The organism is Streptomyces sp. NPDC002787 (assembly GCF_053592095.1).
Window position 1 is genome coordinate 51,004 of record NZ_JBSFVC010000032.1, and the last position, 16,138, is coordinate 67,141.

The window sequence follows — 16,138 nt, forward strand, 5'->3', positions numbered from 1 at the left end:
GCAGGGGCGGTCACTCGCTACGCGACGCCGACCCGCTGGGCCTGAGTCCGGCTCCGCCCCGTCAAGCGGAACGTTTCGTCCAACCGGTCCGGCCGGGTCGGACGGTCCGTCAGTTCCGCCCAGTCCGTCCGCAGCGCGAGGATTCCCACGCGGAGGGCCATCACGACGAGATGCGTGCGGTTCTTCGCGCACAGCTTCTCCCGGACGCTGCGCATGTGACACGCGACCGTACGGGGCGAGATCGACAGCTTGCGGGACATGTCCGCGTCGGACATGCCGTGGGCTGCCAGAAGAAGGATCTCCAGTTCCCGGTCGCTGAGCCGGCCAGAACTGTCCATTGCCATGGTGCCTGCCTTGTTCGAAAGGGGGGTCGAGGACCCGCGGCTTCGTCCGCCTGGGGCGTGGTGACTCTTTCGTGACATCCGGGCCCCGGCCATCGACCGTTCGACCGATACCCGGCGGTAGTCATCGGTCGATCGACCAGTCGTCATTCCACGGACGGCCGGACCGGCCGCGTGATCCATGACATGCTCGGGCTCGTGAGCAGCCCCCCGACACGTGTGATCATCGCCGACGATCAGGATCTGGTCCGGACCGGTTTCCGTCTCATCCTCGACGCCCAGGAGGGCATCGAGGTGGTCGCGGAGGCCCCCGACGGGCTCACCTGTGTGGAGTTGGCGCGGGCGTTGCGGCCCGATGTGTGTCTGGTGGACGTCCGTATGCCGAAGCTGGACGGGCTGGAGGTGACCCGGCTGCTGGCCGGTCCCGGAGCGACACACCCGATCCAGGTCGTGGTGGTCACCAGCTTCGACCAGGACGACTACCTCAACGTGGCGCTGCGCAACGGCGCTTGCGGCTTCCTCCTCAAGGACGCCGCGCCCGCGCTGCTGATCGAGGCGGTGCGGGCGGCGGCGCGTGGCGACGCGCTGGTCTCGCCCGCGGTGACGGTCCGGCTGCTGAAGCAGCTGGAGGAGCGGGTGTCGGCGCCGGCGAACGGCATCGGTGTAGCCGAATCGTCGCTCAGCAGCCGGGAGTTGGAGGTCGCCCGGCTGGTCGCGGTGGGCCGTACCAACCAGGAGATCAGCGACGAGCTGTGCCTGTCGCTGTCCACCGTGAAGACCCATCTGGGCCATATCCACCACAAGCTCGGCGTGCGCAACCGCGTCGAGGTGGCCGCGTGGGCGTGGGCCAACGGGACGGTCCGCACGGGACGTTGAAGGAGATTCTGTGACCGTCCGGTAGTCGCTCTGTGTCGCTGCCCACAGAACGTTCCACCGCCTACCGGGGAGGCATGCTCATGCCTAGCCTCCGGTTGTATGACCACTTCGTCACTCGCGGCGCTCTCGGCACGGGCGACCCAGCCGCACCACGGCCCCCCTCGCTTACCCGCGCAGCGGCTGAACCACCGTGCCCTGTACCCGGCGCTGGGCGGGCTGTGGCTCCTCGACCTGGGGATCATCGCCTCGCAGCAGCGTGGGCCGGTCGACTGGCTGCCGCTCGTGACCGGCTCCCTCGCCCTGGCGCTGCTGCTGGCGCCGCGGCTTCGGCTCAGCACCGAGTGGCGGGCGGGGATCTCCGCGGCCGTCTCGACGTCGGTGACGCTCGGCACCCTGATGATGGGGTGGGCCCTGCCCGAATGGGGGCTGCTGGAGACGGCGTGCCTGCTGGTCCTGCTCGCCCGCACCTGCCGCAGCGTCACCCGGCCCGGTGTCACCCTCGCGCTGGCCGCCGCGGTGGGGGCCAGCGTCATCGACGAACCCCTGCGCACCGGCGGCACCGGCATCACCCTGACGTATCCCTTCCTGCTGACGTTCGCCGTCGGCGGGGCGGTCGGAGCGGGCTGCTATCTGCGCACGCTGGACGCCCGGCGGAACCGGACGATCGCCGCCGTACGGCTCGCCGAGCGCATGCAACTCGCCCGGGAACTGCACGACTTCGTCGCCCACCATGTGACGGGCATCATCGCGCAGGCACACGCCGCCGGTGTGGTCCACGAGAGCGCGCCCCACCAGGTCGGCCCCATCCTGGGCAACATCGCCGAAGCCGGGCAGCGGACCATGGACTCGATGCGCCGTCTGGTCAGCATCCTGCGGGAGGAGGGCGAGCAGCCCACGATCGAGCGCCCCAAGGAGCCGTACGAGGAACTCACCAAACTGGTCTCGTCGTTCAGCGGTCAGGGTGACGGGTCGGCCGCCCAGCTGGAGATCACCGGCGCCGCCCGCGGAAGCGGTCTGCTGCCCGAGGTGGGCTCCGCCGTGCATCGCGTGGTGCAGGAGGCGCTGACCAACGTACGGCGGCACGCGCCGGGTGCCCAGGCGACGGTGCGCGTGCACCGCACGCGCGAGGACCTGCTCCGCGTCGACGTGTACAACTCCGGTGCGGAGCGCCGGGGTGCGCGCCCCACGGGAGGCCACGGCGGCTACGGTCTGATCGGTCTGCGTGAGCGCGTGGAAGCGGTCGGCGGTTCCCTGACCGCGGGCCCGGCCGACGACGGCGGCTGGTGGCTCATCGCCCACTTCCCGGTCCTCACCGAATCCGCCTCCGAGACCCTCGAAGGAACCGCCGCGACGCCCCGCCCGCAATCCGGCCGCCACGCCAAGCGCAATGCCCCCACGGAGCCGGAGCCGGAGATGAGTTGGGACGCGATCTAGCACCGCGGCCGCAGTACCAAGTCCCGGGTGAATCACCCTTACCACGGTGGGCGCGAGCGCCATCGTCCCAGCGGCTGACGCCAATGCCAGCGCGAGCCGTTGCTGCGGATGACGCCGAACACGCCCTGCCGGGTTGATCGTTGGCTCGGCCGGCGCTGCCGGAGCGAGCGGCGGAATGAGGCCGTGCCGAACTCGGCCGGCGATGGTGAGGCGATCCGGATGGCGAATTAGGCATTTCTGCGAATCGCGCCGGGCCCGCCGGCCCTCTAATGTCGAAGACCCAAGGCGCCGGGACGGCCTTCTCACGTCCCGCAGAGTGGTGAACCGGCCCGGACCGGGCCCTTTCGAGGGCCCGGTCCACCACGTCGCCGTCCACGACTTCGCGAACCGGCTGAGCGGCGCCCGTCATCGAGGAGACGCAGGAGGCCCATGAGTACGGCCGTCGTGGTGGGCAGTGGCCCGAACGGTCTCGCCGCCGCCGTGTTCCTCGCCCGGGAGGGTGTGGAGGTCACCGTCCTGGAGGCTGCCGACACCATCGGCGGCGGCACGCGCACCAGCGAACTGACCCCGGGACTCCTGCACGACCACTGCTCCGCCACACACCCCATGGCCGTCGGCTCCCCGTTCCTGCGCGGACTCGACCTCGGTCGCCACGGCCTCACCTGGTGCCTGCCGGACATCGACTGCGTGCACCCGCTGGACTCCGGCGAGGCCGGGGTCCTGCACCGGTCGGTGGCGGAGACGGCCGCCGGCCTCGGTGAGGTGGACGGACGCAGATGGAGGCGGGTCTTCGGCCCGCTCGCGGACGGCTACGACGCCCTCGCCGAGGACCTCATGCGGCCGCTCGCCCATCTGCCGCGGCATCCCCTGCGTCTGGCCCGCTTCGGGCCGCAGGCCCTGCTGCCGACCGCCGCGATGGCCCGGCTGTGGCGGACGGAGACAGCCCGCGCGCTCTTCGCGGGGGTGGCCGCGCACGCGTTCCGCCCGTTCCACCAGCCGGCGAGCGCCGCCATCGGCCTGACGATCATCGCCGCCGGCCACCGCCACGGCTGGCCCGTGGCCGCGGGCGGTTCCCAGGCCATCGCCGACGCGCTCGCGGCGCGGCTCGGGGAGTCCGGCGGCCGGATCGAGACCGGTGTGCGCGTGCGCTCCGCGGCCGATCTGCCACCGGCCGACGTGACCCTCTTCGACCTCACGCCGCGCGCGGTGGCCGACATCCTGGGCGACCGGCTGCCCGCGCGGGTGGCCCGGGCCTATCGCCGGTACCGGCACGGACCCGGCGCCTTCAAGGTCGACTTCGCTGTCGAGGGAGGCGTGCCATGGGCCAACGAGGCGGCCCGCAGCGCCGGCACCGTCCATCTCGGCGGGGACTACGCGGAGGTCGCCGCCACCGAGCGGGCGATCCACGCCGGGCGTATGCCGGAGCGGCCGTTCGTCCTCGTCGGCCAGCAGTACCTGGCCGATCCGCGGCGCTCGAAGGGCGGCGTCCACCCGGTCTGGACGTACGCGCACGTCCCGCACGGCTACGACGGCGACGCCACGGAGGCGGTCGTCGCACAGATCGAACGGTTCGCCCCCGGATTCCGCGAGCGGGTCCTGGACATGGCCGTCCGCTCGACGGCCGGCTTCGAGGAGTACAACCCGAACTACGTCGGCGGCGACATCGTGGCCGGGGAGAACACGGCCTTCCAGCTCGTGCTGCGCCCCCGCGCCGCGCTCGACCCCTACAGCACCGGCGTGCCGGGCATGTACATCTGCTCGGCGGCCACGCCACCGGGGGCCGGCGCCCACGGCATGTGCGGCGCGAACGCGGCCGCGTCGGCGTTGCGCCGCATTCGTCGATGAGTCCCTTTTCCAGAAAGGCCCGGACCCGCGCGGTCCGGGCCTTTTTTCGTGCCGTCCGCGCACTGTGACCCCCGCCACTCCAGGATTCGTCAATTTTCTCGATGTGAAGCACCTGTGGGCGCCCGTAGTGTTCTTTCTCGAAGGGCACGGAAAAAGGTTTTCCGAAGCCCTCGAAAAGAAGAAGACAAACGAAAGGGAAAAGCGAATGAGCAGCATCGCGAAGGCAATGGACCGCATGGACCTGCCCGTCGAGGGCGTCATCCTCGCGTCCGCCCGTCCCACCCTCGGCACCCCGCGCATCGGCCGGATCGCCAACGCCAACAACGCCCTCGCCGCGCTGGGCGGTCTGGCGGACCTGGCCCAGGTCGGTGGCGGTGTCGCCCAGGTGGTCGGCGCGGCCAGCGCCGTCGAGGCGAACAACGCCGCGGCGGACGCCAACCAGGCCATCGCCAACGCCGCGAACGCCCAGGCGGCGGCCGTGGGTGGCACCCCGGTCTGATCCACTCCGCATGGCCCGGCGGCGGCCGGCCACCTGGAGCTGAATCGAGAAGGTGCATGAAAACTGCCGGGCCAGAGGTGTGTTCTGGCCCGGCAGCGCGCTCTGAGACAAGAAAGCGTTCGACGAGGTTACCACGAAAGAGGGGCCCGTGAAATTCACCGGAAAGATCCCTGCCGTAATTCCAGGAAGGATCACCTCCGCGGTGTTCGGTCCGGCCGCGGTCGGCCGGGATCGCGCCATCGGCATGTCCGAGCGGCTGGCCGCCGTGTCCAGTCTGCAGTCCTCCCTGGAGTACCTGACCCAGCGCAAGGACATCGAGAAGGGCGGCATGAACGACTGGGAGGTGGCCAGGCAGTACCTCGCCGGAGCCGGCCCCCTGACACGCCGTCTGGTCGACAGCGTCAGCGGAGTGCACACGACCACCGCCCTGCACGTGGCCCGTTCCGCCGTGGCCGTCGGCATGCTGCTGCCCGGCGACTCCCGGTGGCGGGGTGCCGGCAACCTGTTCCTCGGCGCCTCCTCCGCCGTGCTCGCCCCGCGCCACCACTACGGCGGCGACGGCTCCGACCAGGTGGCCACCCTGGTCCAGATCGCCACCGGCGCCGCCCGTCTGGTGCCCTCGCCGGCGGCCAAGGACGCGCTGGTGTGGTACGCCGCCCTCCAGGCCAACATGGCGTACGCGGTGTCCGGTTGGGTCAAGCTGTTCGGCAAGCCCTGGCGGGACGCCTCCGCGCTCGGCGGAGTGATGCGCACCCGTACGTACGGGCACGAGGGCATGTTCCGCTGGACCCAGGAGCACCCGAAGACCGCCAAGGCGCTCACGCACAGCGTGCTGGCGCTGGAATGCCTCTTCCCGCTCGCCTACGCCCGCGGCGGCAAACTGACCCGCTCCATGATCACCAGCGCCGCGGCGTTCCACGTGGCCAACGGTTACTTCATGGGCCTGAGCAGGTTCGTGACCGCCTTCCCCGCGTTCCACCCCCTGGTCGCCTACACCAGCACCCCGCGGTCCCACGCCGCCGTCGCCGGACGTGACGACCGTGCCGTCAAGGCCGCGCTCGTCGCCCTCGCGGGCGGCACCGCCGCGGCGGCCGTGACCGCCGTACGGCGGCGGCTGCGCACCACCGAGGGCTGGCACTCCTCCCGCATGCTGACGACCCGTCACGGCAACCGGCTCCAGTACGAGGAGTACTCGCCCGGCGACCCCGACAAGCCGGTCGTCGTCCTGGCCGGCGGCCTGCTGTCGACGAGCGAGCACTACGCCTGGATCTCGGAACGGCTGGCCCACGAGACCCGGTACGGCATCGTCGCCTACGCCCGCGCCGGATACGCCGGCAGCCGCCGCAGGGCCACCACCCCGTACCGGCTGTCGGAGTCCGTGCACGACCTGGTCGACCTCGTGAACGGAGCGGTCGCGCCGCAGCGCAGGGTGATCCTCGTCGGCCACTCCATCGGCGGCGAGATCGCCCGCCGCGCCGCCCGTCACCTGGGCGACCGGCTCCAGGGCGTCGTCTACCTCGACTCCTCCCACCCCGGCCAGTTCGGCGGCGGACTGAGCCAGGTGGAGAAGGGCCTCTCGGGCCACTTCGCCTCTGTCAGCCGGGCACTGCGCCTGGGCACCGGCGCCCTCCTCACCCGCCCCCTCTGGATCACCGAACTGCCGTACGCCTACCGGAAGAAGGTCTTCGCGCAGTACGCGGACGCCCGCATGTGGGAGGCCGCACGCCGCGAATGGAAGGCGATACGCGCCGACTTCGCGTCCTTCGAGGGCGCGCTCGACCCGATCGAGGGCGTACCCGCGCTCGTGCTCTCCGCCCAGCGGACCGTGGACACCAACCCCGAACAGCTCCTCCTCCACAGGGAGCTCGCCGAGGCGCACGTCGGCGCGCGCAGCGAGGCCGTGGTCATCGAGGGCGCCACCCACGAGACCATGCTGATCAACAGCCGCTTCGCGCACCAGGTGACGGACCGCGTCGTCGCGTTCTTCGGCGCCCCCGACCGCCGCTCCCCCGGCTCGGGCCCCTCCCGGCCGTCCCGCCCCGCCCCGCGCAAGGAGGCCACCCGATGACCGCCCTGCCCCGCCTCCGGCTGAAGAACGTCTTCACCGGTGAGGGAGCCCCCTGGCGGATCGCCGGAGCCGCCGTGCTCCTGATGACCCTCGCCGGCCAGCACCCCCACCAGCACTTCGGCCGGGTCCGCTCCCGGGACCACTTCTCCCTGCTGCCGAACTGGCGGTTCTTCGCGCCGCACCCGGCCATGTTCGACTTCCACTTCCTGTACCGCACGGTGAGCGGCGACGGCACGGCCTCCGGCTGGCAGGACGCCAGCGGCATCGAGGACCGCAAGCCGCTGCACCTGTTCTGGTTCCCGACCCGCCGCGCCGACAAGTCCGTCTTCGACGCGTGCCAGGAGATCCTGCCCCGCCTCGACCAGGGTTTCGCGGCCGCCGCGCACACCCCCGGCTACCGGCTGATCTCCGAGCACGTCCGCACCCGTATCGCGGCCGGGGGAACGCCGCACCACGACGTCAGGGGCTTCCAGTTCGCCCTGGCCTCCGGCACCGGATACGACATGCGCCAGGGCCCCCAGCTCATGTTCGTCTCCCCGTTCGTGCCGCTCGACCCGCACGCCCCGAGCACTCCGCTCACCCCGTCCGCTCCGCCCGCCTCCGCCAAGACCGAAGTGAGGACCTGACCATGAGTCTCGACAACCCCTTCTTCATCAGCGGCCTCGTGATGATCGGCCTCGGCTTCGTCAAGGCGGCCCTCCTGTACGTCCAGGTGGTGCGGCAGCGCAAGCACGAGGGGAGTGACGCCGAGTGAAGCCCGGCGGCACGCGGCCTCCCAGCAGGCCGCGCGCCGTGCACCGGGCGGTTCCCCAGCTCCATCTGCATCTGCTGTGGGGCAAGGGCGCCAAGCCGTGGCGGGCCCTCGGCCGCCACCGCGGCCTGATCGGCCTCGGCATCCTGCTGGGCCTGCTGGGCGCCGCGGCGTCCCTGGCCCAGCCGGCGGTCATCGGCGCCCTGGTCGCCTCCGTGGAGCAGGGGCAACCGGTGACCGGCCCCATCCTGATCGCCGCGGCCCTGTTCCTCGCCGACGCCGTCCTCGGCGCCCTCCACTCGTACGTCATCGGGCTGGCCGGCGAGAACATCGTCTACGACATCCGCAGCACCCTCGCCTCCCGGCTGCTGCGCTCCCGGTTCCGGGCGTACAGCGGCTGGAAGCAGGGCGATGTGTTCGCCCGGATGGTCAGCGACACACTCCTCGCCCGCACCACGATGACGCACGCCATCGACAGCATCATCCAGAACGGGTTCCTGGTGATCGGCGGCATCGCGCTGATGGCGTGGGTCGACGAGGTACTGCTCCTCGCCACGCTCGGCTGTCTCGGCGTCACCAGCGTCATCTCGCTGTGGCTGGCGCGCGGGGTGCGGAAGGTGTCGATCACCAACCAGGCCGACACCGGCAACTTCGGCTCCGCGCTGATGCGGGTGCTCGGCGCGATGCCGACGGTGAAGGCGTCCCGTGCCGAGGCCCGGGAGGCCGAGGGCATCGCGGACATCGCCAAACAGGCCCGTAAGTCCGGGATCAAGGTGACGGTGCTGTCGTCGCTCCTCGACCCCACCATGAGCATCGGCACTCAACTCGCCCTCACCGTCGTCATCGCCCTGGGCGCGGCCCGTACGGCGACCGGCGAGATGACCGCCGCCGACCTGACGGCGTTCATCCTCTACCTCTTCTATCTGGTGGCCCCGCTGCTGACGCTGTTCACGTCGATCGCGCAGTTCCAGGTCGGCAGGGCGTCCATCGACCGCCTGGCGGAGCTCGGCAAGATCGAGGTGGAGGGCGAGCGTCCGCCGGAGCCCCCGGCCCAGCGCCAGCGCGGCACCCGTGCCCCCAGGGGCGCGTACGACAGCGGTCTCGCCTTCGACCGGGTGGCCTTCGCCTACCCCGGCAGCAGCAAGGTCGTCCTCGACGATGTCTCCTTCCGGATCCCCGCCACCGGGCTCACCGCCGTCGTCGGCCCGTCCGGCGCCGGCAAGAGCACCGTCTTCCAGCTCATCGAGCGGCTCTTCGACCCGGTGTCCGGGGCCATCCGCATCGACGGCACGGACATCACCCACATGCCGCTGAACCAGCTCAGGTCCATCGTCGGGTACGTCGACCAGGACCACACCCTGCTGCGCGGCACCGTCCGGGAGAACCTCACCTACAGCGCGCCGGACGCCGGCGACAAGGACATCGCCGAGGCGCTGCGCATGGCCAACCTGACCGAGGTGACAGCGGCGCTGCCGCACGGCCTCGACACCGAACTCGGCGACCGGGGTGCCGGTCTGTCGGGCGGTCAGCGGCAACGCCTCGCCATCGCCCGTACGTTGCTGCAGGCGCCCCGGTTCCTGCTGCTGGACGAGGCCACCGCCAACCTCGACAGCGAGTCGGAGAACGCGCTGCGCGACAGCATCTCCATGATCTCCGAGTTCTGCGCGGTCATCGCCATCGCCCACCGGCTGTCCACCGTCACCGAGGCCCAGCAGATCGTCGTGCTCGACCACGGCCAGGTGCACGGCATCGGCACCCACGACGAACTCCACCGGCACAGCGACCTCTACCGCCGCCTCGCCCGTCTCCAGGCGCTCAGCGACGTGGCGTCCTGATCCAGAGATCCCGACAGGAGAACAACATCCCGACAGGAGAACCAGATGAACGACTTCCTGCTGACCCCGCTGGTGGTGGCCCTCGGCATCGTCGGCTTCCTGATCGCCACCCGGGCCGTCAGTGCTCCCGCCGTCATCGGCGCCGCCCTCGTACTGCTTTTCGGCGTGTGCTCACAGGCCATGCGGAACACCCATCCGAGGAACACCCCACCCAAGAAGCGGAGGCAGCACCCATGAGCACGTCCACCGAGCCCACGACGACCACCTCCACCACGTCGGCCGGCATCGTCGACGACATCGGTTACGGCCGGCAGTTCGACGGCTGGTACCACCGACTGTTCCCCGACGACGCGTCCGTCGTCGCCGAGGTGGGGCTGCTGGCCTCCCTCCACCCCGACCCGGCCTCAGGCACCGTCGAGTTCGGCGTCGGCACCGGGCGGATCGCGCTCCCGCTGTCCCGCCTCGTGGGCGGGATCACCGGCGTCGACTCCTCGCCCGAGATGCTCGACGTCCTGCGCCGGAACCTGACCGACGAGACCCCCGTCGAGCCCGTGCACGCCGACATCTGCACCTACACCGCCGACCGGACGGTGGGGCTCGTGTACTGCATCTGCGCCACCCTGTCGATGCTGCTCACGCCCGAGGAGCAGCAGCAGGCGATACGACGCGCCGCCGAGCTGCTGACCCCCGGTGGCAGGCTGGTCGTGGAGACCCACAACAAGCCCGCCGTCCTCGACCTGCACGAGGGCCGCACCCGCGCCACCTACTTCACGCCCTACCCGGAACCCGGCACCGGACTGCAGAGCCACTCCCAACTGCTGCCCGAGTCGCTGTGGCACCTCTCGCACGTCTGGTACGAGGCCGACGGCAGCACCCGCGTCGGCACCGAGGTCTCCCGGCTGACCGCACCGGAGGAGATCGACGCGTACGCCCGTGCCGCGGGCCTCGAACCGGAGAGCCGCTTCGGCGACTGGCCCACCGACGCCGAGCCGTACGCCCCGCACTCCCCGCTGGTGATCTGCACGTACGTCAAGCCCTCGCTGCGGCCGCGGACGGGAGGGGGTGGACGGCGGGACGTGGGGTGAGGGTCGTCTCGCGGGCGGTCAGGCAGTCTTCGAGGAACGCGAGGGCGCGCAGGTGGTAGGAGCGGGCGGCCCAGCCGAGGCTGATGTTGTGCCCGGCCTCCGGCTGGCGGTCGACGCTCACGCGCGGGGCCGCCGTGAAGTGCGCGGCCAGTTCGGCGAGTGCCTGGTCGTCGTGCCGCCACCACTCCTCGTGCTCGGCGAACGTCAGCCGTACGGGTACGCGGACGCGGGACGCCGTGGCCCGGAAGACCAGCGGCCAGCGGGCCAGCTCGGCCCGCTCCCGGGCGGGTGCCGGCTCGACGATGGGGCCGCTCGCGGCGAAGGTGCCCGGCGGATACAGCCGCAGCGGCCCCCAGCACCTGCGCAGTCGGCCACCGTCGTCGTGGGCGGTGGGCAGTTCGTCCGGCTCGACGGCGTACCTGTGGCCGCAGCCGGAGACGTCCACCCCGAGCAGGTGCGGCAGACCGGGGTCCGCGGCGGCGGTGAGCGCCACCTTGCCGCCGTAGGAGTGGGCGAGCAGGAACAGGCCCGCGCCCGTGGCGTGGCGGGAGGTGAAGTCACGCAGAGCGGCGCACAGCGCGACGGCCTGCTCCGCCAGGTTCTGCCCCTGGGGCAGCCGGGCGGCGGAGTGGCGGTAGCCCGGCCGGTCCACGGCCAGGACGGTGTAGCCGAGGTCCGCCCCCAGTGTCAGCAGCGACTGCTGGGGGTGGGCACGGCAGTCGAAGTAGCCGGCGTTCATGCCGCCGCCGTGCACGGCGACGACGACGGCACGGGCGGGCCCGCCGGCCGGCTCGCTGAGCAGTGCGGACAGCCGCACCCCGGCGGCGTCCAGGATGATCCGGCGCACCCCGCGCGTGGATTCGTCGGCCGGTGAGGTCATGGTCGTTCTCCTCCGGGTGGTGGCCGCGCCGTCAGCGGGGCCGGGTGCGACGCGAGCGGCATCGCCCATCCCGGCGGGATCGGCCACGACGCCCATGGACACCACGTCTACGTGCAGCAAGGCTCTCCCGCCCGGCCGATCCCCGCACCTGCGGCGCCACGCGATTTAATCGCTGGTGTGCGGCCCGGTGGCGCTTGTAGGTTGGCATCGCGACCGCGCCTTCCGATGCGCTCGGCTGCGGCTACTTCCTACGACAAACAAGTGACGCCGCCGCCCCTTTGATCTCGGCAGGCGCGGGCGTCTTCGCCCCGTCGGACCTTGTGGCCGGGGCCGTCCCATCCTTTGAATCCGGGGGGATTCACTGCCTCGTCACACCCCACGCGTCTCCAAGATCTGGCCCGAGATGCTCGTGGCCCCGCACATCTCGGCGACCGCCCGCTCCCTGACCCCACCACGAGCCCAACACGAGCCCGTCAGGCCGGACTTCCGCACCTACGAGAACGGCCCGGCCTTCGTCCGGGAGCCCCGCGAGGAGCTCTTCCTCCTGGCGGTCGGCAACTTCGTCTCCCAGCGGACCTTTTACGAGACCGGTGCGGAACGGGACGACCGGTACGCCCGTCTCGTCGGTGAACTCGCTGTCCAGGACCCCGTGTGGACGGCCGGCCTGCTGCGCTGGCTTCGCGGCGAGGGCAACATGCGCACGGCGTCCCTGGTGGGCGCCGCCGCGTACGTGCGGGCCCGGATCGACGCCGGGGCGTCCGGAGGTCCGTCCAACCGGTCCGTGATCGACTCGGTGCTCCAGCGGGCCGACGAGCCCGGCGAGCTGCTCGCCCACTGGATCTCGGCGTACGGGCGGAACATGCCGCAGCCCGTGAAGCGGGGCATCGCCGACGGCGTACGCCGCCTCTACACGTCGCGGTCCCTGCTCAAGTACGACACCGCCTCCAAGGGCTTCCGCTTCGGCGACGTGCTCAACCTGGTGCACGCCTCCCCCGACCCGGACAAGCCCTGGCAGGGCGCGCTCTTCCGGTACGCCCTGGACCGCCGCCACCACCCGGAGCAGGCGGTTCCGCCGGCCTCCGACCATCTGCTGACGGCCCACCGAGCGCTGATGGAGTCGGCTGTGGACGAGCGGCGGGCGGTGGTGACCGGGCCGGGCGGCGCCGAGCGGCTGGCCGCGTCGGGCATGACGTGGGAGGCGCTGGCGGGCTGGCTCCACGGCCCGCTGGACGCCGCCGTCTGGGAAGCCGTGATCCCCACGATGGCGCCGATGGCGCTCCTGCGGAACCTGCGGAACTTCGACGAGGCGGGGGTCTCGGACGAGGTCGCGGCCCGGGTCGCCGCACGGCTCTCGGACGCCGCCGAGGTCGCCCGGTCCCGGCAGTTCCCCTTCCGCTACCTGGCCGCCCACCGGCACGCGCCCTCGCAGCGCTGGGCGGACGCGCTGGAACGGGCGCTGGGCCACTCGCTGGCCAACGTACCGCCCCTGCCAGGGCGGACCCTGATCCTGGTGGACCGGTCCGACTCCATGTTCTGGGACACGCTCTCCGAGCGGTCCAGGCTGACTCGGGCGGACGCGGCGGCCGTGTTCGGCACCGCGTTGGCGATGCGTGCCGAGCGGGCGGATCTGGTGGAGTTCGGCTGGAGCAGCGCAGAGGTCCCGTTCGGGCCGGGCGAGCCGGTGCTGGAGGTGCTGAAACGGTTCCACCGTCTCGGAGGCACCCACACCACGAAGGCGGTGCGGACCCATTACCGGGAGCACGACCGGGTCCTGATCGTCACCGACGAGCAGGCCGCCCCCCACGGCCCCGGCGACCCGGCCGAACCGGTCCCGGCCGACATCCCGGTCTACACGTGGAACCTGGCGGGGTACCGGCCCGCCCACGGCCCCACGGGCCCTCACCGGCACACCTTCGGCGGCCTCACGGACGCCGCGTTCCGGATGGTCGGCCTCGTCGAGGCCGGCCGCGAGGCCGCTTGGCCGTGGACGGCCGAGCCGGCCTGATCCGAAAGGCACGCCCGGACCGGAGTGGCGACCGGTGTGGGGTGTCGCCCCATCGCCCGGAACACGGGACGGCATCAGCTCGCGTGCCGGGCGAGGAGCAGCGCCACGTCGTCGTCCGGCCGGCGGTTCAGGCCGAGCAGCATGTCGCACGTCTCTTCCAGGGGGAGGCTGGTGTTGTCCAGCAGGCGGAGCAGGCGCCGCAGTCCCGCTCCGACGGGCGTCGTGTGGCTTTCCACCAGGCCGTCCGTGAACAGCGCGAGCACCGCCCCTTCGGCGAATTCCCGCTCCTCCACGGTGAACGGCACGCCACCCACCCCGAGCGGCACACCGCCGGCGATGTCGAGGAAGGTGGCTTTCCCGCCCGGGTTCACCAGGACGGGCGGCAGGTGGCCCGCGCGGGAGACTTCGCATCGGTTGTGCCGTGGGTCGCAGACGACGTAGAGGCAGGTGGCCAGCGTGTCGGAGTCGCCGAGGGAGGTGGCGAGGTCGTCGAGGTGGTGCAGCAGCTCGGTCGGAGGCAGGTCGAGCCGGGTGAGGGCGCGGGTGGCTGTGCGGAGCTGGCCCATGATCGCCGCGGCGTGCACGCCCTTGCCCATGACGTCGCCGACGACGAGTCCGACCTTGTCGTCCTTGAGCGGGAGCACGTCGAACCAGTCCCCGCCCACCTCGCTGATGGCGGGCAGATAGCGGGAGGCGACCTCGATGCCGCCGTGATGTGGTGGCGGTTTCTGGGACAGCAGGCTGCGCTGGAGGGTGAGGGCGGTGTCGCGTTCACGTCCGTACAGCCGCGCGTTGTCGATGCAGATGGCGGCACGCGCGGCCAGCTCCGTGGCAAGGGTGAGGTCCTGGTCGTCGAACGGCCGGGGGTTGACCGTACGGCACAGGCTGAGCGCACCCAGTACATCGCCGCGGGCCCTAAGCGGAGCGGCCAGGTAGGAGTGGACGCCGGCGCGCCGCAGCGCCTCGGCCGCGGAGTCGTCCCCGGCGATACGCCGCATCGTTGTGTCGTCCACGTGTTCCAGCAGGATCGGCCGTGCCTCGCGTACGCACTGGGTGACCATCCGGGACGAGCCGTACAGGACGGGCTCCCGGCCGGGGTCCGCGGCTGGGATCGCATCGGTGGGACGGCTTGCTTTGAGGGCGAGCGCCCAGAAGTCGAGGGAACCGTCCGTGCGGGGTGGGGCCGTGCCGCCAGGGTTGACCACCGAGTCGAGCACGTCGACGGCCACGAGGTCGGCAAGCTCCGGAACAGCCACGTCCGCGAGCTCACGTGCCGTCTGGCGCAGGTCGAGGGTGGTACCGATGCGGATGCCGGCGTCGGCTATCAACGCCAGACGCTCCCGCGCCTGCGCGACCTCGGCCGCCGCCCGCTGCCGTTCGGAGATGTCGAGCACCGAGATCGCCAGACCCAGCACACGCCCGCTCGCGTCCTCGATCCGGTGGTACGACTCGGAGTAGGCGCGATCCTCGCTGTCGGCTGCCGTCCGGCCGATCGTCTGCTGGTCCAGCAGCGGCTCACCGGTCCGGAGGACCTGCCGCATCCGCGACTCGATGGCCTGAACGTCGAGGGCCGGCAGCACCTCACCGACGCGGCGGCCCAGCACGGCCTCCTCGGGGACGCCGTTGATGCGTTCCAGGGACGGATTGACACGCACCCATCGCAGGTCGGTGTCGAAGACCGCGATGCCCACCGGCGACTGGCTGACGAGGATGTGGGACAGAGCAAGGTCCCGCTCCACGTTCCGTACGGTCTCGGCATCGGTGCCCAGGCCGAGGGCGTGGACGTCGCCCTGGGCATCGCGCAGCTGCATGGTGCGGAACTCCACCCGGCGCATGGAGCCGTCCTTGTGCCGCACCGGGAAGACGCCGGCCCACCGCGCCCCCGTGCGCACGCGGTCGAACAGCTCGTGAGCCCGCGTCCGGTTCTCGGGGGCCACGAGCAGCGCGCCCGCGTCCCGGCCCAGCGCTTCGGCGGCGGAGAAACCGAGCAACGACTCGGCTTCAGGGCTCCACAGCGCGATCCGGCCGTCGCCTGCCAGGACCAGCGCCGCTACTTTCAGCACGTCCAGGAGCCCACCAGGCGCGGCGGTGGCGCGGTCCTGCCGGCCGCTCCCCGTCCGGGTCTCTCGCTCAGGCATAGCGGGGCTCCTTCCGGCGGCAGCGCAGGATGCGCTCTGGGCCCGTCCGCCGGGGTCCCTGCCAGTCTTACCTCTACCGAGGCGACGCCGCACGCCATGGCCGCCTGTGCCACGCGACGCGGTTCGCAAGGACTCGGCCGGCCGGGACCGGCGGGCGATCATCCAGGTTGCGGGACCTGGTACCCCGTCCCCTTGGCGCGCGGGCGGGCGTGCGGTCCGGTCGCGCGGTGGGCGCAGGGTGCGGGCAGGCGACCGCGGGCCGGTCCGGACCGCAGGGGAAGCGCAGCCGGTCATGGTCCGGCCGGGGTCGGAGCCCCTTGGTGTCGATGACCACCCACGTCCCTCGTACGTCCGTCATCTGCGGCGGGATGCCCCTGCCCG

The 16,138-nt window shown here is 71.9% G+C and carries 14 protein-coding genes; 11 read left to right on the forward strand and 3 right to left on the reverse strand.

Annotated elements, in window-relative coordinates:
- Window positions 1–17: 17 nt before the first annotated feature.
- Window positions 18–344, reverse strand: coding sequence for a response regulator transcription factor (locus ACWD26_RS35365; protein WP_451276297.1), 327 nt, complete (start codon window positions 342–344; stop codon window positions 18–20).
- Between the two features lie 183 nt (window positions 345–527).
- Between ACWD26_RS35365 and ACWD26_RS35370 the strand changes: the two genes are divergently transcribed.
- The 10 genes from ACWD26_RS35370 to ACWD26_RS35415 all read left to right on the forward strand — a co-directional run bounded on the left by ACWD26_RS35370 (window position 528) and on the right by ACWD26_RS35415 (window position 10,734).
- Window positions 528–1,217, forward strand: a complete 690-nt coding sequence (locus tag ACWD26_RS35370) for a response regulator (RefSeq protein ID WP_451276299.1) — start codon at window positions 528–530, stop codon at window positions 1,215–1,217.
- A gap of 99 nt (window positions 1,218–1,316) precedes the next feature.
- Window positions 1,317–2,651 carry a sensor histidine kinase gene (locus ACWD26_RS35375; protein ID WP_451276301.1) on the forward strand — a complete coding sequence of 445 codons (1,335 nt, stop codon included), beginning with the start codon at window positions 1,317–1,319 and terminating at the stop codon, window positions 2,649–2,651.
- Between the two features lie 429 nt (window positions 2,652–3,080).
- Window positions 3,081–4,496 carry a phytoene desaturase family protein gene (locus tag ACWD26_RS35380; protein ID WP_451276303.1) on the forward strand — a complete coding sequence of 472 codons (1,416 nt, stop codon included), beginning with the start codon at window positions 3,081–3,083 and terminating at the stop codon, window positions 4,494–4,496.
- A gap of 205 nt (window positions 4,497–4,701) precedes the next feature.
- Window positions 4,702–4,995 carry a hypothetical protein gene (locus ACWD26_RS35385; protein WP_451276305.1) on the forward strand — a complete coding sequence of 98 codons (294 nt, stop codon included), beginning with the start codon at window positions 4,702–4,704 and terminating at the stop codon, window positions 4,993–4,995.
- Between the two features lie 148 nt (window positions 4,996–5,143).
- Window positions 5,144–7,063, forward strand: coding sequence for an alpha/beta fold hydrolase (locus ACWD26_RS35390; RefSeq protein ID WP_451276307.1), 1,920 nt, complete (start codon window positions 5,144–5,146; stop codon window positions 7,061–7,063).
- Window positions 7,060–7,689: a hypothetical protein gene (locus ACWD26_RS35395; RefSeq protein ID WP_451276309.1), complete on the forward strand. Its 630-nt coding sequence runs from the start codon at window positions 7,060–7,062 to the stop codon at window positions 7,687–7,689. The genes ACWD26_RS35390 and ACWD26_RS35395 overlap by 4 nt, the downstream gene beginning before the upstream one ends.
- 2 nt (window positions 7,690–7,691) lie before the next feature.
- A complete protein-coding gene (locus tag ACWD26_RS35400) occupies window positions 7,692–7,817 on the forward strand; it encodes a hypothetical protein (protein WP_451276311.1) in 126 nt (41 codons plus the stop codon).
- A gap of 38 nt (window positions 7,818–7,855) precedes the next feature.
- Window positions 7,856–9,649 carry an ABC transporter ATP-binding protein gene (locus ACWD26_RS35405; protein ID WP_451276313.1) on the forward strand — a complete coding sequence of 598 codons (1,794 nt, stop codon included), beginning with the start codon at window positions 7,856–7,858 and terminating at the stop codon, window positions 9,647–9,649.
- A 45-nt stretch (window positions 9,650–9,694) separates the two neighbouring features.
- On the forward strand, window positions 9,695–9,886 hold the full coding sequence (locus ACWD26_RS35410) for a hypothetical protein (protein ID WP_451276315.1): 192 nt from the start codon (window positions 9,695–9,697) through the stop codon (window positions 9,884–9,886).
- Window positions 9,883–10,734 (forward strand): class I SAM-dependent methyltransferase, encoded by an 852-nt coding sequence (locus ACWD26_RS35415; protein WP_451276317.1) that lies wholly within the window; start codon window positions 9,883–9,885, stop codon window positions 10,732–10,734. The genes ACWD26_RS35410 and ACWD26_RS35415 overlap by 4 nt, the downstream gene beginning before the upstream one ends.
- Here ACWD26_RS35415 and ACWD26_RS35420 read toward each other — a convergent pair.
- Window positions 10,679–11,614 (reverse strand): alpha/beta hydrolase, encoded by a 936-nt coding sequence (locus ACWD26_RS35420; RefSeq protein ID WP_451276319.1) that lies wholly within the window; start codon window positions 11,612–11,614, stop codon window positions 10,679–10,681. The genes ACWD26_RS35415 and ACWD26_RS35420 overlap by 56 nt on opposite strands.
- A gap of 403 nt (window positions 11,615–12,017) precedes the next feature.
- Between ACWD26_RS35420 and ACWD26_RS35425 the strand changes: the two genes are divergently transcribed.
- Entirely contained in the window at window positions 12,018–13,619 is a 1,602-nt protein-coding gene (locus tag ACWD26_RS35425) for a TROVE domain-containing protein (RefSeq protein WP_451276321.1), read from the forward strand.
- Between the two features lie 74 nt (window positions 13,620–13,693).
- On the opposite strand, the gene ACWD26_RS35430 is transcribed toward ACWD26_RS35425, so the two are convergent.
- Window positions 13,694–15,757: a SpoIIE family protein phosphatase gene (locus ACWD26_RS35430; protein ID WP_451276323.1), complete on the reverse strand. Its 2,064-nt coding sequence runs from the start codon at window positions 15,755–15,757 to the stop codon at window positions 13,694–13,696.
- Window positions 15,758–16,138 lie beyond the last annotated feature (381 nt).